At 44.5% G+C, this 21,117-nt stretch carries 15 protein-coding genes and 1 pseudogene; 6 read left to right on the top strand and 10 right to left on the bottom strand.

Annotated features, from left to right (window positions below; translation table 11 throughout):
* Positions 1-152: 152 nt before the first annotated feature.
* The 3 genes from F6K53_RS16055 to F6K53_RS16065 form a co-directional block, all read right to left on the bottom strand.
* Positions 153-1,262, bottom strand: coding sequence for a M23 family metallopeptidase (locus F6K53_RS16055; protein ID WP_293081331.1), 1,110 nt, complete (start codon positions 1,260-1,262; stop codon positions 153-155).
* A 160-nt stretch (positions 1,263-1,422) separates the two neighbouring features.
* Positions 1,423-2,736 (bottom strand): homoserine dehydrogenase, encoded by a 1,314-nt coding sequence (locus tag F6K53_RS16060; RefSeq protein WP_293067166.1) that lies wholly within the window; start codon positions 2,734-2,736, stop codon positions 1,423-1,425.
* 16 nt (positions 2,737-2,752) lie between these two features.
* Positions 2,753-2,917: a hypothetical protein gene (locus F6K53_RS16065; RefSeq protein WP_293067169.1), complete on the bottom strand. Its 165-nt coding sequence runs from the start codon at positions 2,915-2,917 to the stop codon at positions 2,753-2,755.
* A gap of 564 nt (positions 2,918-3,481) precedes the next feature.
* On the opposite strand from F6K53_RS16065, the gene F6K53_RS16070 reads away from it, so the two are divergent.
* Complete coding sequence (locus tag F6K53_RS16070; RefSeq protein ID WP_293067172.1) at positions 3,482-4,636, top strand: alanine--glyoxylate aminotransferase family protein; 1,155 nt, start codon at positions 3,482-3,484, stop codon at positions 4,634-4,636.
* 532 nt (positions 4,637-5,168) lie between these two features.
* Entirely contained in the window at positions 5,169-6,431 is a 1,263-nt protein-coding gene (gene metK, locus F6K53_RS16075; protein WP_293081334.1) for a methionine adenosyltransferase, read from the top strand.
* Positions 6,432-6,788: 357 nt separating this feature from the next.
* Here the strand turns inward: metK and F6K53_RS16080 are convergent, their stop codons facing one another.
* The 5 genes and pseudogenes from F6K53_RS16080 to F6K53_RS16100 form a co-directional block, all read right to left on the bottom strand.
* Positions 6,789-8,504, bottom strand: a complete 1,716-nt coding sequence (locus F6K53_RS16080; RefSeq protein WP_293067177.1) for a DUF3352 domain-containing protein — start codon at positions 8,502-8,504, stop codon at positions 6,789-6,791.
* Between the two features lie 175 nt (positions 8,505-8,679).
* A complete protein-coding gene (gene cofH / locus F6K53_RS16085; protein ID WP_293067180.1) occupies positions 8,680-9,813 on the bottom strand; it encodes a 7,8-didemethyl-8-hydroxy-5-deazariboflavin synthase subunit CofH in 1,134 nt (377 codons plus the stop codon).
* A gap of 200 nt (positions 9,814-10,013) precedes the next feature.
* Positions 10,014-11,318: pseudogene (locus F6K53_RS16090) on the bottom strand (transposase); the annotation flags it as partial.
* Between the two features lie 79 nt (positions 11,319-11,397).
* The gene (locus F6K53_RS16095) at positions 11,398-12,921 is read right to left on the bottom strand and encodes a reverse transcriptase domain-containing protein (RefSeq protein ID WP_293030546.1); all 1,524 of its coding nucleotides are present in this window, start codon (positions 12,919-12,921) and stop codon (positions 11,398-11,400) included.
* A 637-nt stretch (positions 12,922-13,558) separates the two neighbouring features.
* On the bottom strand, positions 13,559-13,843 hold the full coding sequence (locus F6K53_RS16100; RefSeq protein ID WP_293017245.1) for a hypothetical protein: 285 nt from the start codon (positions 13,841-13,843) through the stop codon (positions 13,559-13,561).
* A gap of 38 nt (positions 13,844-13,881) precedes the next feature.
* Between F6K53_RS16100 and F6K53_RS16105 the strand changes: the two genes are divergently transcribed.
* From F6K53_RS16105 to ppk2, 4 genes are all read left to right on the top strand, one after another.
* On the top strand, positions 13,882-15,684 hold the full coding sequence (locus F6K53_RS16105; RefSeq protein WP_293067186.1) for a phospholipid carrier-dependent glycosyltransferase: 1,803 nt from the start codon (positions 13,882-13,884) through the stop codon (positions 15,682-15,684).
* A gap of 85 nt (positions 15,685-15,769) precedes the next feature.
* On the top strand, positions 15,770-16,978 hold the full coding sequence (locus F6K53_RS16110) for a glutathione S-transferase family protein (RefSeq protein ID WP_293067189.1): 1,209 nt from the start codon (positions 15,770-15,772) through the stop codon (positions 16,976-16,978).
* Between the two features lie 231 nt (positions 16,979-17,209).
* Positions 17,210-17,593, top strand: a complete 384-nt coding sequence (locus F6K53_RS16115) for a hypothetical protein (protein WP_293067192.1) — start codon at positions 17,210-17,212, stop codon at positions 17,591-17,593.
* 152 nt (positions 17,594-17,745) lie between these two features.
* Positions 17,746-18,729, top strand: coding sequence for a polyphosphate kinase 2 (gene ppk2 / locus F6K53_RS16120; RefSeq protein ID WP_293067195.1), 984 nt, complete (start codon positions 17,746-17,748; stop codon positions 18,727-18,729).
* 14 nt (positions 18,730-18,743) lie between these two features.
* Here ppk2 and F6K53_RS16125 read toward each other — a convergent pair whose 3' ends face one another.
* Together F6K53_RS16125 and F6K53_RS16130 are read right to left on the bottom strand one after the other, a co-directional pair.
* Positions 18,744-19,220: a hypothetical protein gene (locus tag F6K53_RS16125; RefSeq protein ID WP_293067198.1), complete on the bottom strand. Its 477-nt coding sequence runs from the start codon at positions 19,218-19,220 to the stop codon at positions 18,744-18,746.
* A 139-nt stretch (positions 19,221-19,359) separates the two neighbouring features.
* Complete coding sequence (locus tag F6K53_RS16130) at positions 19,360-20,907, bottom strand: ammonium transporter (RefSeq protein WP_293067201.1); 1,548 nt, start codon at positions 20,905-20,907, stop codon at positions 19,360-19,362.
* Positions 20,908-21,117 lie beyond the last annotated feature (210 nt).

Below are 21,117 nucleotides of genomic sequence, written 5' to 3' on the forward strand. Positions count from 1 at the left end.
GAGAATTTGCGATCGCCTTTGGCGCGGCTTCGCCGATCGCACTCGATAGTTCTTTTGTGCTACAAAATGAAGTGCGGAAAGTGGGTTTATATCAGGATCAGCAATAGCTGACTATTGGATATCCACGATCAATTTGGTCAGCTCAATGCTTACTATGGAGTAATTTTCAAATGCAATTTTGGATCTTGTGCTGCCCAACCCCCAGGGGAATTCAAACGAACCTCAAAATGTAGATGGGGTTGGTCAATGTCAGGATTTCCTGTAGTACCCACTGTACCTAATAACTGTCCAACATTAATCTGCTGACCTGGACTGACAGTAGTACGGTTTAAGTGAGCATAGCGGGTTTGGCGTCCTCCCTCATGATTAATCACCACCAAATTGCCATAAGTATCTTGTGATCCAGCATAGGCAACGATACCGCTATCACTGGCAAAAACCTGAGTACCTTCCTGTGCCAGTAAATCTACACCAGCGTGAAACTTCTTTTCATCCTCACCAGCATCTTGCCGCCAGCCGTAATCCAGTCCTATCCGTGCCACAGTTGGTAAGGGATAATTAGTCAATCCAGTGTAGTTATCTACAGTCTGAGTTTCCCCTGTTGTTGTGGGAATACTTCTGTTAAGGGAATTCAACCCTGGGATAAAGGCTTGCTTAGAGGGTTTTTGACAACCATTTAACTCAAATAAAACGGCAGCACGGACACCGTAGGCGTCGGCTAAGTCTTGCCAAGTGGCATTCAATGGCACATTCACCAAGATGCCATTGAATGGCGGAATCAGAATCTCTTGACCCACTGGCATTGACTGCCGGTTTAAGGCTGGATTGAATCGAAGTAGTGTAGCCTCCTCAAGGTTGTATTGGTTGGCAATACTCTCGACGGTTTCACCTGCAACCACTTGGTGGCGAGTTAAGCGGGAGAGCACTGGCGGTGGACAGATATCCTGTATTGTTGTGTTTTGAGTTACTGTGTTTTGTGACTGTTGTACTGTTTGTACTGTCAGGGTTGTTCGCGTAGCGTGGCCTTTTGGCCAAGGTTGCAGGTTGCCTGGTTGAAGTGTGGAATTTGTGAAATTTAACTGGCTTTGCGTTCGCTGAAAGCGGGACGAAGTCCATCGCCAACCATCATCTACAGATAAAGAACCAGGATAGGAATCAGTTGTTCCCAAGTTTGAAGTAGCAACAGTTGGGGTCACTAGCCAAAAAATTGTGGAAACAATTGGGAGCCAGCGCACTAGATTCATTGTTAATGATTGAGTCATAGATCAAGACTAGGGCAGAGGTAAACGGTTTCAACTTTTAGACTTCAACCAAACAACCTAGCTTTCGGGAATGGCTATGGTTTGAACTTTCCCGGAAGGACTTTCCTCAACCCTCTAAAAGATTAAACCTTCAACTATTAAACCTTCAACTATTAAACCTTCACAGCACTCTTAAAATGCTAGGAATACTATCCACTGCCTCTAGAGTCTGAATTTCATCTAGAGCCTGTCGGAAGTTCCCTTCACGCACATCATGAGTGACGACCACAATCTCTGCTAAGTTTCCTTGGAAACCAATTTGCACCACAGATTCTAAACTGACATGATGTTTGCCAAAACTGGTGCCTAAATGCCCAATTACACCAGGATGGTCTTGACTAAGGAACCGCGCATAAAAGCGGGTGACCAGGTCTGAAATAGGAGCAACAGTACAATAGTGCTGATGAGCACAACTAAGTAGAGGATGTAGTTGCTTGGCTTCCCGATCGCTTTTGAGGACAGCAGCAATGTTTAAGATATCCGACACTACCGCACTGGCTGTCGGACCAGAACCTGCACCAGGACCAGAGAAAATCACTTGTCCAATCGGTTCGCCTTCTACCACAATCCCGTTGTAAACATCATTGATACTGGCAAGGGGGTGAGTTTTGGAAACAAGGGTAGGATGTACCCTCAGCTGAATAGTTTCAGACTTTGGGTTATCTCCAGTTGCCATGGGGTCTCGCTTGGCTACAGCTAAGAGTTTAATTACAAACCCCAGTTTCTCAGCATAACCAATATCTGCTGCACTGATCTGACGAATCCCTTCACAGTGGACATCAGATAACTTAATCCGTCCTGCAAAAGCAATAGAAGCTAAAATAGCAATCTTGTCAGCGGCATCTAATCCATCCACATCAGCAGTAGGGTCAGCCTCAGCATATCCCAACCGTTGGGCATCAGCCAGAATATCGCCAAATTCTCCCCCTTCCCGTTGCATCCGGGTCAGGATGTAATTGGTAGTACCATTAACAATGCCAGTAATACTGTGAATACGGTTCACTCCCAATGCCTGTTTGAGGGGTTGAATTACTGGGATACCCCCCCCAACGGCTGCTTCTAACATGACGTAGACTCCAGCCTCTTCCGCCGCCGCAAAAATTTCATCCCCATAGCGGGAAATAACGGCTTTATTGGCAGTGACAATATGTTTACCTTCGGCAATCGCCTTGAGCATAAGCGATCGCGCTGGTTCTAATCCTCCCAGTAGCTCTACTACAATATCTATCTCTGGGTTGGTGACAATTTCTTCTAGGTCGGTTGTCATCAACTCCAGTGGTAGTTGCACTTCTCTGGGCTTATCAAGCGATCGCACTCCCACCTTGGCAATTTCTATCCCTTGCAGTAGTGGGTTACGTCCAGCTGTGTCGAGTAAAATCTTTGCTGTTCCTGTACCAACCGTCCCTAATCCTAATAAAGCAATCTTAAAAACCACAGTATTTATCCTGAATCTATTGCTTGCCAAACATGCGTTCGCTGAAAGCGGGACGCAGTCCATCGCTTAAAGCGTGCAGATCGCGAATCTTTTTATTTTCTAGCCTACTTTGCGGTTGTTCGCGTAGCGTGGCCTTTTGGCCAAGGTTAATCCGTTGAAGGTTAAAGGTTGTTTCCTGCAACCTGCCAACCGGGTAACCTGACAACCGGCTAACCCAGGTATAATGGTTTCAGGGTATTTATTTATTTATTTTTATTCAAACTGGTGTTATTTATTTTTTTAGTGGATAAAGGTTTCATAATTTAGATGCATTTGCCCTACCTTTATAGGTCAACAAACTAGATTCAAATTCCTTTTGTTTGAGGATCACATCTTTGGTAAACTGTTGTGTATTAAAAATACATAACAGCTTAACTGCTTACCTCACCATTGCCATTGGCATCTTTGCCGATATCCCAGCAGATTAGGTTTTGTTGGGTGCATCTCAATGGATGAAATTAAGCAAAAATTCGCGCGAGAATTCCCACAATCCCCACAATCCCCACACTTCCCACACTTTCCACACTTCCCTTTTTTTTGGAAATATGAGATACACCCGGTTTTGTTGACCTCTTTAATCTCCTCTGTGCTTGAGGCTCAAGCTGATTTCTTGTCCCGTCTTACTTCCTAGAAGACGGGGATAGCCGCGTTCGGGTTATTATTTATTTTGGTTAACTCTTACTTTACTAAACACTTAATATAATAAATGACCTCAACTCCATCAATCAAAGATAATAATCGCGTCTCCCTGACCGATATAGACATGCCTCCGACGCTGTTACTCGGACCAGGGCCATCTAATGCCCATCCCTCCATATTAACAGCCTTGGGACTGCCCCCAGTTGGTCACCTGGATCCCCGTTTCATCGCACTGATGAACGAAGTGCAAACCTTACTCCGCTACGCTTGGCAAACTGATAACCCGATGACCATTCCCATGAGTGGGACAGGTAGTGCGGCCATGGAAGCTACTCTAGCCAATGCAGTAGAACCAGGTGATGTGGTTTTAGTTGGGGTTAAGGGTTACTTTGGACACCGACTCGTGGATATGGCTGGTCGTTATGGTGCTGATGTCCGTAAACTAATCAAGCCTTGGGGGCAAGTCTTTACCCTTGATGAACTCCGAGAAGGCTTGGAAACCCATCGTCCTGCTGTCTTGGCTTTGGTTCATGCTGAAACTTCAACCGGTGCCCGTCAGCCTCTGGAGGGTGTGGCTGAGTTGTGCCGAAATTTCAATTGCTTGCTGCTGGTTGACACAGTCACCAGTTTAGGTGGGGTGCCACTGTTTATTGATGAATGGGGGATTGATCTGGCCTATAGTTGCTCCCAAAAAGGGCTTAGCTGTCCACCAGGCATTTCCCCTTTCACTATGGGAGCTCGTGCCCTCGAAAAACTCAACCAGCGTCGTACCCAAGTCGCTAATTGGTATTTGGATGTATCAATGTTGAGCAAATATTGGGGTGACGAGCGCACCTACCACCACACAGCTCCAATTAATATGAATTATGCCTTGCGCGAAGCGTTGCGATTGGTTGCTCAAGAAGGACTAACCGGTTGTTGGGAAAGGCATCAAACTAATGCTGAATTGCTTTGGGAAGGTTTGGCTGATTTGGGTCTAGAATGTCACGTGGAGCAAGAATTTCGTTTGCCTACCCTGACTACGATTCGGATACCAGAGGGGGTCGATGGCAAGGCAGTTACCCGCAAACTGCTGGATGATTACAACATGGAAATTGGTGGCGGCTTGGGTGAATTAGCAGGTAAAGTCTGGCGCATTGGTTTAATGGGTTATAACTCTCGGCGAGAAAATGTGGAGCAAGTTTTGAGTGCTTTAAAGGAGGTTTTAGGGGATTCTAAATAAAACATAATGGCAAGGGATTGGTAAGCGATGCAGCGCGGTCTTGGGGAGGCAGCGCGGTCTTGGGGGTCTCCCCCATGAGCGACTGCCGTGGTTCCCCCCACTCGCGCTTTGCATCAAGAAGGGATGTAACAGATGGGGTGCATCTTGTTTGTTCAGAAATCTGTTCATTAGCTGATAGCTGACTGCTGATAGCTGAATCATTACCCTTGCCAAGGGGAAAAATACCACAAAGGGTGAAATGTTAAAAATTTCATAAAAACGAGAGCAAGAGGATAAAATTTTGCTCGGATGATGGAGTTTAATCATTCATCAATTTAAAAATAGGTCAATAGTCAAAAAGTCTAGTTTTTTTGACTATTTACTCGTCAAATCATTCTGAAAAAGGATTTAGGATTTTTATTCAGCATCTGTTGAGCATCAATTTATGAAAAATGCTATATTTAAAGATTAAAGATTTGATAGTAACGAGTTAAAGCAACTCAAAATGATCTATGCTATACAGGTTCAGAAATAGTTAAAGGAGAATTGATAATTGTCTCGTCGCTATTTATTTACGTCTGAATCGGTTACCGAAGGTCATCCTGACAAAGTCTGTGATCAGATTTCTGACACTATCCTAGATGCTATGCTCGCTCAAGATCACCAAAGCCGTGTTGCGGCAGAAGTGGTCGTTAACACCGGTTTGGTATTGATTACTGGTGAAATTACCTCCCAAGCCCAGGTCAATTTGATTGATTTGGCGCGGAAGAAAATTGCTGAAATCGGTTACACAGATGCCGACAATGGTTTCTCTGCCAACAGTTGCTCTGTTTTAGTTGCTCTTGATGAACAATCCCCTGATATTTCCCAAGGGGTGACTACTGCCCAGGAAAGTCGGCAGGAAATGAGTGAGGATGAACTGGATGCTATCGGTGCAGGGGACCAAGGTCTGATGTTTGGCTTTGCCTGCAACGAAACCCCAGAACTGATGCCCATGCCCATCAGCCTGGCTCATCGGGTTTCTCGCCGTCTGGCAGCTGTACGTAAAACTGGTGATTTATCTTACCTGCGTCCTGATGGCAAAACCCAAGTCAGTGTGGTTTATGAAGATGGCAAGCCGGTTGGGATTGATACGATTCTGGTTTCCACCCAACACGATGCCACTATTGGTGATATTACCGATGAGGCAGCTGTCCAGGCAAAAATTAAAGATGACTTGTGGTCAGCAGTGGTGGAACCCTGTTTCCAAGATATCGAGATTAAGCCGGATAACAACACACGCTTCCTGGTGAACCCCACAGGGAAATTTGTAGTTGGTGGTCCCCAAGGTGATGCAGGTTTAACTGGTCGCAAAATTATTGTAGACACCTATGGCGGTTACTCACGCCATGGTGGTGGTGCTTTCTCTGGCAAAGACCCCACTAAGGTAGACCGTTCCGCTGCCTATGCCTGTCGCTATGCAGCTAAGAACATTGTGGCAGCAGGTTTAGCAGACAAATGCGAAGTCCAGCTGAGTTACGCGATTGGGGTGGCTAGACCCGTGAGTATCCTTGTAGAAACCTTTGGCACTGGTAAGGTGGACGAGGAGATTTTGCTGGAATTGGTCAACAAGCATTTTGAACTGCGTCCTGCTGGAATTATCCAAACTTTCAATCTGCGCCGATTACCCGCAGAACGGGGTGGTCGTTTCTATCAAGACACAGCAGCTTATGGTCATTTCGGGCGTAGCGATTTGATTTTGCCTTGGGAAGAAACTGATAAAGCAGAAATCCTTAAGGAAGCTGCTGGTAAATCTGGTGCTATATCGATGGCATAAACTACGACTTGGTTAATTTACTTTTGAGGGTTAATTCAAGGTGTTAAGTGTTAGGCATTAGGCTTTAGGGATGAGTTAAAGCCTAATGCCTAGTGCTATTAAGCTATCAGCTATCAGCTATCAGCTATCAGCTATCAGGTATCAGTTATCAGGTATCAGTTATCAGGTATCAGCTTATGGGTTACCTCACAGCGTCGAAGCCTGTGCCACGGTACTTGAGCTGCTTTTGAATAAAACCGGTAAGCATTCGTTTAATCTCTGTTACGTCTGCTGAAAGCTGACCACTGACCACTGACCACTGACCACTGACCGCTGACCGCTGACCGCTGAATGCTTACCTAATACCTAATAGCGTCTTTACGGCTTTTGCTGATTATCTCCCTTCTTAGTTTCAGCAGCTTTACTGGGTTGAAACTGTTTTTTCAACTGAACAAAAAGTTTAAAGCGGGTACGATTGGGGTCGATTGTAGCAACCGTTAAGCCGATGGTATTAATTGCCTTTGCTAAGATTTCTTGCTGGCTTGATAGTTGGGCGAGATTGAGATTACTGCTGTTGAGGGTACGCTCAACATCAAGGAAAAATTGACCAGTGTTGGGATTAGGTTTGGTTGGTACGGTGTTTTGAAACAGAGGTGCTTGAAGTAGTGTCTTTTGGGGTTGAGGGACCAGTTCACTAGCAATGGGGGCTCCTAGGGTGAAGAAGACTACATTCCCTTCTAACCAGCCGTGGGTAGCATTCACCCCTCCTAAAGTAGCTGTCCAGGTCACCATTGGTTGACCGTTCACCTGAGTTTCTACCACCGGTAACTGATAACTATTAGTGATTAAGTCATCCAATTGCTGTAGGGTTGCTTGAGCACGAGAGCGATCGCTTACTTTTACCATCAATGCTATCCCAGCTCCTAAGGGAGCAGAGTAAGGGTTATCCTGAAGCGCCAGTTGTTCGGGAGACATTGGTATTAAGGCTAGGGCAAACTCCCCTTCCATCCAAGACAGTAAATCCTTTTCCCAATCCAACCCTAAGGTGGTTTTCAATCCAGCTTGGAAATTGTCTGGGGAAATGGGGATTAGAGAATTTAATGCTCCTTGTTCGGTATAGTATTGCCAAAATTGTCTGATGTTACCCCCAGATATAATGGCTAGGGTACTCGCTGGCATCCGTCTAGGCAAAAAAGAACCGCTATTTTGGTTACTGACCTTAACAGCGCTTCTGGGTTTGAGCGAGGAAATCCCTTCAAAACTTATCCCCTTTGGTGCTAGGGTTACTGTTGTGACTATGTCTTGCTTTAAGGGTTTAGCTGCTGTTGTTTCAGGCTGCTCCTGGGAATCAGTGGCTACTGCGGCTAAAAAAGCTGGTAGATTAATATACAACTGAGCAAAGGACTGATCAGTTTTAATCTGAGCGATCGCATCTTGGTAACCAGCTTTACTAGCTACCGAGATAGCTCCTTTGTAGGTGTCAATCACCTGATCAATAATTTTGGGGTTTTCACTCACCACTAGAAAACGCCCCAGCACTGCTACTGAGTACTTTTGGGAGTTACTCTTGTTCGTTTCGTAAACCTGAATACCTCTGTAGGTTCTCTCAACCCACTGTTTCCCTGATTGAGACTTGGCTTTTTTGAACAGCTCCATTGCTTGGGTTACTTTGTCAATGGGTAGTACAATCAAACTGGGAAAAACTGATTGATCGTTTGATAAGACTGCTGGTGATAACTCTCTAGGGCTAAAGTATGCTAAGGTAACGTCTTGACCCAACCAAGGTTTGATATCTTCCTGATAGTTGTAGCCGTTAGCAGTTAGTAAATTTTCCTGCAACTGAGCAAGCTGTTTTTCCAAAACTTGTCGAGATTCAGTTGTGCCATAGTTTAGCAACTGCTGCCATTGTTTGGAATCTGTAGAAATTGATGCAGTAAAGAAGGCATTTTGCGGAACTAACTGGGTACTTACCTGAATATTTGGTTGGAAAATCTGCCGCCGCACTAGCAACCAGTAAGCGGTTACTCCACCGCCTACTACCAAGACGGCTGCTGCAAAAATTAGCAGTAGAGAAGATTTCTTTTTTTTTGTCATGGATTTGATTGCTAGGGACATCAATATAAGGGCTTATATCTCTGTGTGACCGTTGAATCTGATTAAAATTGGTTGTTCGTAAATTAATAATTAATAATTAATAATTATCAATTACCAATTATTAATTAACAGGTATGGTATCAACCAGATTAGAAGTGATTAACTGGACTTGATCTTAGCTGTAGATCGTATCTCGTTGCTGATAGGGACGCCCAAGGGATTGAATGGCTGCTTGTAATGTTTCTACTTCCATACAGGTACCCCCCATAGCTCCGGCCATGGTGGTGATATGCTCCTCCATTAATGTGCCACCAATATCATTACAACCCCATTTAAGGGCATCTGTCGCCCCAGCAAGACCAAGTTTTACCCAACTGGGTTGGTGATTTTTAATCCAGTTCCCTAGGAAAATCCGAGCTACAGCTGTGAGTAACAGAGCATCTTTCAAGACTGGTTGATCCCGTCCAACACGATGACGTAATGGTTTGGGAGCTTCCTGTCCGACAAAGGGCAGTAAGATAAATTCAGTGATTAAGCCAGGGTATCCCTGGTTACGGGCTGTTTGTTGAAGCGATCGCAATTTTTCCAAGTGTGCCATTTGTTGTTGGGGTGTCTCAATATGACCGGATAGCATGGTACTGGTTGTGGGCATTCCTAGTTGATGAGCTGTTGACACAATCTCTAGCCAAGTGGCGGTATTGGTCTTTTCCGGACAGAGAATACGTCGGACATCATCATCTAAAATCTCGGCTGCTGTTCCTGGCATTGAACCAACCCCAGCCTCTTGTAGTTGAGCAATCACCTGGGCATAGCTAAGTCCATCTTGGTCAGCAATAAATTGCACTTCCTGGGGAGAGAAAGCATGGAGATGCAGCTGAGGAAAGTCTTGCTTAATGGTTTTTACCAACTCTAGGTAATAGGGCAAGGTTGACCCATTCATCTTTGCCTTGGGGTTGAGTCCGCCCTGCATGCAAATTTCTGTAGCATTCCGCCGCACCGCATCCCCTGCTTTTTGATGAATTTGCTGCCAATCGAGCCAATAAGCACCCTCGTCAGAGGCATCCCGCCGAAAAGCACAGAAACTACAGTGCTGGGTACAGATATTTGTAAAGTTGATATTACGGTTGATAACATAGGTAACGGTATCCCCGACTTGTCTATAGCGCAACCGATCCGCAGTTTCTTGAATTGACGCTACGGCCTGAGGTTCAGTTTGCTTCAAAAGCACAACCCCTTCATCGGGTGATATATCAATACCCCCTAAGGCACGGTTGAGAATAGTATCAACACTAGTGGTAATCACAGGCATATTCAGTAAACCTACACTCAGTAAATCTACAATGATCGCAGTGATCGCAGTTGAACATCTCCATGGTGTAGCCGGAAGGTGAAAATAACTTAGGGGCTAAAACCCCCTGATTCGATATATTTTGTCTGTCATCTATATGAAGCTCCACCACCTGGCAAGCCGTTCGCGTAGCGTCGGGCTTCGCCCGAGGTGGTGGTGTCCTATGCTAACTTAGGATTACCGCTAACCCACAAGTCACACAGGCAGACCCAGCTTCTAGGTGGTCGTCCAGATCTTTTGCTGGAACGACCCTCGTTGTCATTTCTGCAAACGAGCTTAAACACACCTCTAGCACCGATATTGTAAGCGCCATTTAAATCTGCATTAAAGCGTTTACCTGAGGTGAAGGTTGCTAAAGAGTATTTTTTTGAATTCCTCTTGACCACGCCGGAACCATCATAGGCCAACTTTGAAGTATAAGCTGCCACAACTTCTACAACTCTTCCGCCTAATTCCGCCCATTTCATTTCGGTGAAATCTCGGATTTTAGATTTGAGCCATCCATGGAATTTTTGCCGCAGGTTCGATCGCTTTTTGCCACCCTTTGGCCTCCAGCCTTTAAGATTCTCAAACACTATAGCTGAAGAATTGAACTTTTTGGCAATCTCGACAATCCGCTTTGAAACAATATGGCCGATCTGATGATTGATTCTTCGGCATTTATCGTAGGTTTTAGAGCAGAAACCTTTATGGAGTTTCCCGCCTTTACCCATGGTCAATGATGCCCGTGTAGATACGGACTTTAGTCTTTTATCTCGGCGGTCTATGTCTCTTCCAGGATGAACGAATTCAGCATGGATTACAGTTCCGCTGTGAGTTACGACTGCTATTGTGGCTGTTGTGTTGATTCCTAGATCGACTGCTGTAACATTTGCCTCTGGTTTTATTTTTTCTGGCTTACAGGTAAATGGAACTGACAGGTAATACCCCCGATTGTTTATTACTAGAGAAGGAGACATCATCTTGTTAGATGCTACCAAGTGACGCTCTCTTAAACCGGTGATATGAACATCAGTCCAGATCCAATCAGAGCCATTAAAGACCTTAACTTCTACTGTATTGAAACCATGTAGTTTATAGCACTGCCCTTTGTAGAGGGATGGATAACAACCGGTACTTGCATTCAGTCTTGGAGGCTTGGCGTCCTTTCTTTTTCTACTTCCTGATTGCCAATCCCGATAACGAGTAACAAAACTACTAACCTGACCAGCGGAAAATGCGATTGCAGCCCGACGTAAGTAACTAGGGAATTTATAGAAGGTTTTATTGAATTGGGGATATTTGATATTAGGACGCTTAGCAGTCTTGTGCATCAATTTCTCAACGGCAGGGGTCAATTGATCTGCCGTTAAATCCCCAAGTTCCCCCCAGTGAGTATAGATGATGCCAACCAAGTACCGACAAGCACGACGGTAGACCTCGACCGTCTCACTAAGCAGTACACGCTGCTCGGTGGTCGGGTTGAGTCGTTACGGTCGATGGGGGCTATTGAACCCCGCACCTCCGCTTCAGAACCGTGCATGAAACTTTCGCCTCACACGGCTCCTAAGTATCTTTTTGGCTCCAGTGTAATTGTTGGTGGCAACTTTGGTGTACAGCCATCAGGTTGTTTTCCTTCCAGTTGTCATGATTTTCATCAATGTGGTGAAGGTGTACCTTTTCCTCATTAATAAATTTCAACCCGCAATGCCCACAGGAATGGTTTTGCCGTTTTAAAGCTTTTGCTGTAGCGTTATCATAGAGTTTGGAGTTCCTATTGCTCCAGTAAACCAGGTCTCCATCATATGGAGACTTGGTGCCTTTGACGTTTACGTGCTGATTTTGTTCATACCTTACTTCTGGAAAGGCTTTCTTGCATAGCTCTGTGGCCTTATGTCTGCTAATTTTCTTTTCCTTTCGGAACTTTCGATTTGCAGTTTTGGTCATGAACCAGAGACTATCTCGGGAACTGCTCATGTCACAGCTTTTGTGGTAATTCCTCCATCCACGCACGATTGGTGCTAGCTTTTTGGCTTTTACTTCGGCTCCATAATTCGAGTTATTGACCACGGTTTTAATCTTCTCACGTATGTTCCGGTGATTTTCCTCTGAGGGAATGCATCGGAATTTTCCGTTTTTCTGTACGCGGAACTTCCACCCCAGGAAGTCAAATCCGTCTGTCGTATTAGTTATCTTGGTCTTTTCTTCACTGATTTCCATCCTTCTTTCTGCGAGAAAGGTTTTAATTTTCTCTAGTACTTTTTCAGCGTTATCTTTTGGCTTGAGGATTATTACCATATCGTCAGCATATCTAATGCACCTATTTTTTGGATTTATTTCCTCGATTCCGTTAAGTGCTATGTTGGCGAGAAGTGGACTGACCACACCTCCTTGGGGCGTTCCTTGCTCCGGGAATTCTGGATTGATGCCTGCTTTTAGACATCTGAATATCCCTATCTTCAGACCCGCAGGAGCTAGCAATCTATCCATAATGGAGCTGTGGGATATGCGGTCAAAACACTTCTTTATATCCAGTTCGATTACTCTTTTATTAATGCCGTTTTTTCTTGAGTTCAGATTTTGGAATAGCATTTTTTGTGCGTCTTGGGCACTTCTGCCAGTCCTAAACCCATAGCTGTAGGCACTGAACGTTGCTTCATGAGCAGGTTCTAGAGTATATTTTGCTAGACATTGCCATGCTCTATCTTGGATTGTTGGTACTTTCAACATTCTCGTACTCCCGTTTTTCTTGGCTATGGGGATTTCCCTTAAGCCTTGATGCGTCCAATTTTCCGCACTGGAGCCTAGTTTTTCAAGTACCTGGAACCTTTCTTTGTAGTTTAAGGATGCTTTCCCGTCTACTCCGGCGGTTCTTTTTCCTTGATTGAGCTGTGTTACTTGTCGGACGGCCAAAAGTTGTGCTGAGCGGGATTTCATTATCAGTTTTTGAAGTGACCGAGCTTTCTTTAGGTCGCCAACTCGAACTGCTTTATAAACTCTTCTTTGTAGGCGGAATAAGTTTTTTTCGTGCTGTTTCCAGCGTTCACTCTTCCAGAGGTCACTATATCTATTTGATATGTGTCTACCCATGCTCTTCTCAGATTTGTTTATCTTGATACCCGTAGCCAGTTTTTCGACTACATCCTACCCGACAGTAGGGATTAAGTTTGGCATAACTTACTCAGGTTCGACTAATTCCTTAGACCTATTATTGCTGTCGTTTTTACTCGTTCCATCTGTTGGATTGTTTTGGCGATTTAGGGCAGTCCACTTTGCCTATCCTCTTCTCGGAGATTACAACTGTCAATGGAAAAACGTTGTGAGAATTAAAGGATAAAGTCTCGCATATTTGACAGATTGCGGCTTCCGACTTAGACACTTTTTCAGGACTTTCACTACTGTTACCCTTGTCGCCTCCCCATTAGCGGTAGTGTGGTTAATCTGCTTCGCCTCTAATTCCGCCCTGGTGCCAGCTTCACTCTACAAGTTGCCGCTTGTTCGGTGTGGCCAAGGTAGGGAGTCACTTGTTCTCCTCAAGGGGTGGGTTTTCACCACCATCCTACAGATAGTTAGGATTTCTGGGTTTTCCCCGCGAATCCCCCTAGTTTTACCCCTCCTGTTTCAGGAGGCTCTTCCTAGGAACGAGCCGCACTCCATTTATCGGTGCGGATAACTTTGGCTGGCGTTTTCATCTGTTTCTTTGCTACTCTATTTTTAGTAAATACGGCTATTCTAGATAGGTCAAGCACAAGGCAAAAGAAAACTCAAAAAAGGATGAGAGGAATCCCGGTTTATTATGATGAACTAAAAAAAAACACACCATAATGCTGACCGATACGGCATGGAATAGATTGCGAGCTTCTGCCAAAGAAACAAATATCAGCGTTGGAGAACTAATAGAGCGCTGGGCTAGAGATAACTGATTACTCCTTAACCCCCACCTGGCAAGCCGTTCGCGTAGCGTGGCCATAGGCCAGGTGGGGGAATGCGTCGTATCATTGTTCAATTCCATTGGCAAGTGTGCTCCTTTGCTGATTGAGGTTACTATTTTTGAAAACTTTCCTGAGAAGTCTCTGGTTTCAGCCCCTGTTGCTATTATTTTGGATTACTATTGGCAGTGTTTTACGCTTCACTAACCTCACCCTGAAGTCCCCCTGGACCGATGAATTTGCCACAATCGTGTTCAGCTTGGGCAATAGTTATCAAACCTTACCCCTAGACCAAGCCATTTCCCTATCTACCCTGTTACAACCACTGGCATTTAATCCAGAATCGGGAGCATCAGCAGTTATTCATCATTTATTTACTGAGGATCACCACCCTCCCCTATATTTTGTCCTGGCGAACTGGTGGATGAGGCTATTTTCCTTCGGTGTACAGGCGTTCGATGGAACATCGTTACAGCATAGCGACTTAGTAATTTGGGGGATGCGATCGCTTCCCGCCCTGTTCGGTATAGTATCAATTCCAGTAATCTATGGACTGAGCTGGGTAGGGTTTCGTTCCCGGTTAGTGGCTCAACTAGCAGCAGCAATTATGGCTGTGTCTCCCTACGGTGTCTTTCTAGCCCAGGAAGCCCGTCATTACACCTTAGCTATTTTGTGGGTAATGGCATCCCTGTGCTGCTTAGTTATTGCTGTACAACATCTTCAACGCCAGACTGTTCTACCGATTTGGATATCCCTGTCTTGGGTAGTGGTTAATTGTTTAGGTATAGCAACCCACTATTTTTTTCTCCTGACCCTGTGTGCTGAGGCCATGGTTTTGTTAGGACTTTGGGGATTAGCCAAACTTTCTCCTTCTCGACCCTATCCAATCCGGCGCATTGGTGCAGTTGCTGTAGGTAGTGCTATGGGAGGATTAGTTTGGTTACCGGTGTGGCTATCGAGTTACGATGCTCAGATGACTGAATGGATTATCAGTAGCACTGAAGGGAGTTGGGCTTGGAGCAAGCCAATTTTTCAAGCTTTCGCTGCTTGGATCACCATGTTATCGCTATTGCCGGTAGAGTCATCTTCCCTGATCGTGGTCATTGCTTCGGGTTTGGTGATGTTAGTGTTTCTAATCTGGTTGCTCCCGATTCTCTATCGCTATCTAAAAATACAACTAAATCACCCTCAGACTGGTTTGGTCACAGGGGTTTTAGGGAGTTTCTTGATTAGTGCGATCGCATTATTTTTTGGTATTACTTACTGCCTTGGTACTGACCTCACCCGTGGTGCTCGGTATAGTTTCGTTTACTTCCCTGCTGTGATTGTCTTAGTAGCAGCCGCCCTAGCCGTGAGTAACCCTCGCGCCTCAACCACAAATTCCACTGACAATAGTAGCCCTAGTAGACCAAAAACCATAGCGCTAGTTTTGATAATGGGGTTTTTGAGTAGTATTACCGTAGTCAGCAATCTAGGCTATCAAAAATACTATCGTCCAGATTTATTGGTACCCATAATTGAACAACAGTCATCAGTACCGATACTAATTGCTACTACTCACAACACCTTGGTACAGACTGGTGAAATGATGGGGCTGGCTTGGGAATTCCAACAGAAGGCTGATCAAAAACTATCCTCAGTTAATCCCCAATTTATATTGGCACATCAAGACCAAATTCAGTGCCAGCAGAGCAATTGTCCGGCTGCTCTCACTCTTAAACAAACTGTCGCTGATTTGTCAAGTACCCTAGATTTATGGTTGGTGAATTTTAACGCAACAGTTGAAGAGTTACCTAATTGTTCTGCTGAGAATTCTGTTAATAATTTAATATCCGTGGATGGTTACCAAGCTCAGGTTTATCACTGTCTTGATCCTCAGCTATCAGCTGTCAGCGATCAGCCGTCAGCTTATTTTATTCAATAGCTGATAACTGATAACTGATAGCTGATAGCTTACACAAAATATGCGATAGTATCTTTTGTAACAAACTTTAATTAAACCCACCCCCATGAGTATCGCCCCCCTAAGCTGGCAAGAACTAGAAGCTCTGACGGATTTTAAAATAGATACCGTTAATGGAGCTACTAACGCTCAATCTTGTTTGCGCCTATTTGGTTTTAGTGAATCTGATATTCGGGTTACCCTATACCGGGATAACCACGCTTGGTGCCCTTACTGCCAGAAAATTTGGCTATGGTTGGAAGAAAAACAAATTCCTTATCGTATCCAAAAAATTACCATGTTTTGTTATGGTAAGAAAGAACGTTGGTACAAGCAGAAAGTGCCATCCGGAATGCTACCAGCCCTAGAGCTAGATGGTAACTTTATCACCGAAAGTGATGACATTTTAATCGGATTAGAGCGGGTTTTTAAACCCTTAGAGCAAAGCATGAAAGACCCGGCTGTCATAAAGCTAAGGCAGTTGGAGAGACTTCTGTTTAGAGCTTGGTGTACTTGGCTGTGCTATCCTACACGTTCATCTAAAGAAGAGCAACATCACCAAGACCAATTTATTAAAGTGGTGGGGATGGTGGAAAATGCCCTCAGTCGCACTCCGGGTCCTTACTTTCTGGATCAGTTTGGTACTGTTGATGTGATTTTCATGCCTTATGTCGAACGCATGAATGCCAGTCTTTATTACTACAAAGGCTATTCTATGAGGGAAGAAAATCCCCGATTGGCAGCTTGGTTTGAAGCCATGGAAACCCGACCTACCTATCGTGGCACACAGAGCGACTTCCACACCCATGTCCATGATTTGCCTCCCCAGATGGGGGGCTGCTGGCAAAATGATAAACCCCAGACGTTAATCAATCAGGCACGGGTGGACAATGGTCCTTGGGAAGGGCTACCGGATGTAACTTACCCAGAACCGGAGACTTCCCGTACTGAAGCTCTCCAACGAGTGCTTAAACACCGCACTAATATCATTCGAGTTAACCCCGCCGACGAGACACTGTTTGATCCAGCCCTGCGTTGTGCCTTGACACAGATGATTACCGGGGAAACCTGTATGCCACCGTTGGGTTCAGATCCTGCTCTTAGATATTTGCGCGACAGAATTAGTGTTCCTCGGGATATGTCTATCTATGCTGCTAAGAGGCTCAGAGAGTCTCTGGAAAAAACTGCCTCTTTAGTAGGAAATGGTCAAGGTTCTGCTATTCCCATCCGTCACCGACGTGACCAAGATCCAGCTAACTTTGCCAAGGCGATCTAGAGTTGCGATTAGCCCGAAGGGCGTTGGCTAGCGAACGCATTAACTTTATCCAGCACATTAATCGTAGGGTGGGCAGTGCCTACCAACCCTATGACCAGCTTGGTGAATTTGTCTGATCCACTGCCCACCCTACATCTGTTGGAGTCAGGAGTTAAAAGCTTGGAGTCATAATAAATTAGAGGCATTGGCCAATAGCTCTAAATAGAACCCAACTAAATTAATAAATTAACAATGACTAACAACGGCTCGAACAGATTAGATCGAATTGAAGCAACATTAGAACAGATGCTAGCTGTTCAACGTGAACTACAAGAAACACAATTAAGGTTTCAAGAAACACAATTAAGGTTTCAAGAGAACCAACAACGACAAGAGACAATATTAGAACAGATGCTAGCTGTTCAAGCTGAACTACAAGCTGGTCAACTTGAACTACAAGCTGGTCAACTTGAACTACAAGAAAGACAATTAAGGTCTCAAGAGAACCAACAACGACAAGAAAGGATATTAGAACAATTGATTGGATATAGCATCACCCAGGAATCTGATAAATTAGATTTAGAGGAAAGAATGAATGCCTTAGAGCAACGAGTTAGAGGATTAGAAAATCGGTGAATTCCCTCTTAGCTCAATTAATGCTTGGTTTTAGGCAAAGGGCAAATCCTAAAGTGGGCAGTGCCTAGCAAACCGATGGCTAGCTTGGTGAATCTGCCTGATCCACTGCCCACCCTACATCAAGCTCAATACAAATACAGGGTTGTATAGCAATGAAAACTAAATCTATGAATGGGGATAAGTCCCAACGGGCGAGCAAAAAGAAGCATCTACTAGCAGCAGATAGTAAAAAGAAAGATAATAAAAAATTAAATAAGGAAAAATTAAATAAGAAAAAACTCAAGAAACAAAAGAAGGCCAATCTCCCCAATTCAGAACGAAGAGTGTTCTACCACATTTCTGAGGCAGAAGGCAGCTCTAAACTTCCCAGGAAAATTTATGAAAAGGAGCTTGCCCGTCTGCAATTGGAACTGGTGAAAATGCAATACTGGACTAAGCATACTGGGACCCGGATTGTGATTGTGTTTGAAGGACGTGATGCAGCGGGTAAGGGAGGGACTATTAAACGGATTACCGAACCCCTAAATCCACGTGGCTGCCGAATTGTGGCATTGGGTACACCCAGTGATCGGGAAAAGACCCAATGGTATTTCCAGCGCTATGTAGCTCATCTGCCCGCAGCCGGTGAAATTGTCTGTTTTGACCGCAGTTGGTACAATCGAGCTGGGGTGGAGCATGTGATGGGTTTTTGTACCGATGCACAGTATCAGGAATTCATGCAAACCTGCCCAGAATTTGAGCGGATGTTGGTCAGATCTGGCATAATTTTGCTGAAGTATTGGTTTTCAGTAAGCGATGAGGAGCAAGAGCGACGCTTCCAATCTCGCACCACCGATCCCGCTCGTCGCTGGAAGCTCAGCCCGATGGATCTAGAATCTCGCGATCGCTGGGTGGAATATTCTCAAGCAAAAGACAACATGTTGGCTCACACCAATATTCCAGAAGCCCCCTGGTTCACGGTGGAAGCTGATGACAAAAAGCGTGCTCGGCTTAATTGCATCAGTCATATTCTCAGCAAGATTCCCTATGTTGATATGACACCGGAACCTCTAGAATTACCCCCACGCAAGAAGGCTCCCAATAATTATGTGCGCCCACCTCTGTATGAGCAATTCTTTGTGCCCCAGTTGTATTGAAATTTGGGAACGTCCTAAAATTCAGGACTTAGGGGTTTATTCCTGTATATTATTTCATTATCCTTTGGCTGATCAAAGAACTGATAACCATTCCGATAAGCTGCTCTAGGGTCAAGTAAATACTGAATCTTTTGTGATGTTTCTTCAATAGCATGTATAATCCTGCCAAGGATATCAGTTTGCTTAGCTTTAACTAGCAACAAACACTGATTAGGATAAAAAACAACAATCAGCAAAGTATCTCTAGATTCCATCAATATTTTTTCGTTGTTTACCAGACTAGGTAAGCGGTTAATAGATTTGTGAAACTCGATTATTTGATCTGCTATTTTTAGAGTTTCAGTTTTATTTAATTCACCTATATATTCAGTAATAGGTAACTGTTTATAGAGGATAACTGCACCTACAATGTCATCATTATCAGCTACTAAATCCCTAACAATTATATCGTAATATTGTGGTTGTTTTGACATCATATTGATTCTGGTCATGGGATTATTTTTGATTAAACTACTCTAGAACAGGGAACAGGTAATATCATGTCCGGTTGAGTACTTATACTAAGCGCCTTCTGCCTTCTGCCTTCTGCCTTACTTTAGCCAAAGTGTAAGTATTCAACCGGACATGATATTAATTATGTCTTTGCTGATCTCTCAGCGATGATTGCTTGACATCTGCCTTAAGCAAAAAGCCACTGTAGGCAGTCATACGGTGTTCGTGGAAATCTAGACCTTCAATTTCTGCTTTTTCTGTAACTCTCAGACTTGAGGAAAGTATGCTTTTAACAAATAACCAAGCCAGCCAGCTCATGACAACCGTTGACAGACCTACTGCAACAATGCCGAGTAGTTGAATAAAAAGCTGCCGGATACTATCTATCCCGCCACCACAGAATAGTCCGGCTACTGGACCGTTACCAATACTATACAAATCACCAGGTCCTTCACTGAAAAGAGCTAAAGCCAGTGTTCCCCAGACTCCACTGACAAGATGGACAGAAATAGCACCTACTGGATCATCAATTTTCATCCTGTCCCAGAAGTCCACTGAAAAGACCACAATTATTCCTGCCAGCAGACCTATAGCAATAGCTTTACCAATCGTAACGAATGCACAGGATGCAGTAATAGCTACTAAACCCGACAGTACTCCGTTAATAATCATAGTGGGGTCAGGCTTACTGTCAGGATCCCTTGGGTCAAACCAGGTAGTTATAGCTGCGGCAATACCCCCTGCACAAGCTGCTATATTCGTCGTGAGGACAATATGGCTAATGGAGTTGGGATCTAAATTCGTTGTTCCGGGATTAAAAATGCTTGAGCCGGGATTAAAACCAAACCAGCCCAGCCATAAAATCGAGCAACCTAGAATCGCCAGGCTGAGATTGTGTCCGGGCAGCCCATAGGAGACGCAATCTATATATTTGCCCTTGCGTGGTCCGAGAAGGTAAGCACCTACTAAGGCAGAGCCACCGCCTACGCAGTGAACTACCGTTGAACCAGCAAAGTCCCAAAATTTCAGCCCTTGTAGCCAGCCTCCTCCTAGCCAGCCTCCTCCCCAAATCCAGTGACCCGTGATTGGGTAAATGATGCCCACAAGTAGAACGCTGAACAGACAAAACGCCGAAAATTTGATGCGCTCGGCCACTGCTCCAGACACAATAGTGGCAGCAGTTCCAGCAAAAACCAGTTGAAAAAAGAACTTGGCGTTAAGGGGTATACCAATATCTTTTAGTGAATAGAAGACACCGTTGTAGGCTTCTCCTATGGCTGGACTATTATCTAATCCTGAAAGGAACAAGCCATTGAAACCTAAAACAGGGTTTCCATCACCAAACATGACAGCAAAGCCAACTGCCCAGTAAGCGACTGTAGACAGGGCAAACACAATCAGGTTTTTAGTCAAAATGTTGGCGGCGTTCTTTTGGCGGCAAAGACCAACCTCCAACATCCCAAAGCCCGCGTTCATGAAGAATACTAAACAACCAGTGAATATCACCCAGATAGTATCCACGGCAATTTGAAGAGATGCAAGGGTAGTCTTAAAAGGTAGATTCTGGGCTACTGCTACCTCGGTACACAACACCATGATTATTGCGATTAAGGGCAAGCAAACTTTCCAGCTTTGCAGCCTCCAACCGGTGGTACACCTTGACCTTTTACGGTTTTGTTTAGACATTAGTAATCAAAGGTTTAGTGCTTAGAATAAAAATCAATACTTGTAAGCATTCAGCCGTCAGCTTTCAGCCGTCAGCTTTCAGCTTTCAGCGTAGACCCCTGAATTAATTAATTTTTTTTGGCCTTAGGCTACTAGTGAAAACTCTTTTAGCGTAGATAAAATTTTGGCGTAGATAACACCCTAATCTTAAATCAGCCTAAGTCATGAGTG

Origin of the sequence: Moorena sp. SIO4A1 (genome assembly GCF_010672065.1) — a bacterium.
Taxonomy (GTDB): domain Bacteria; phylum Cyanobacteriota; class Cyanobacteriia; order Cyanobacteriales; family Coleofasciculaceae; genus Moorena.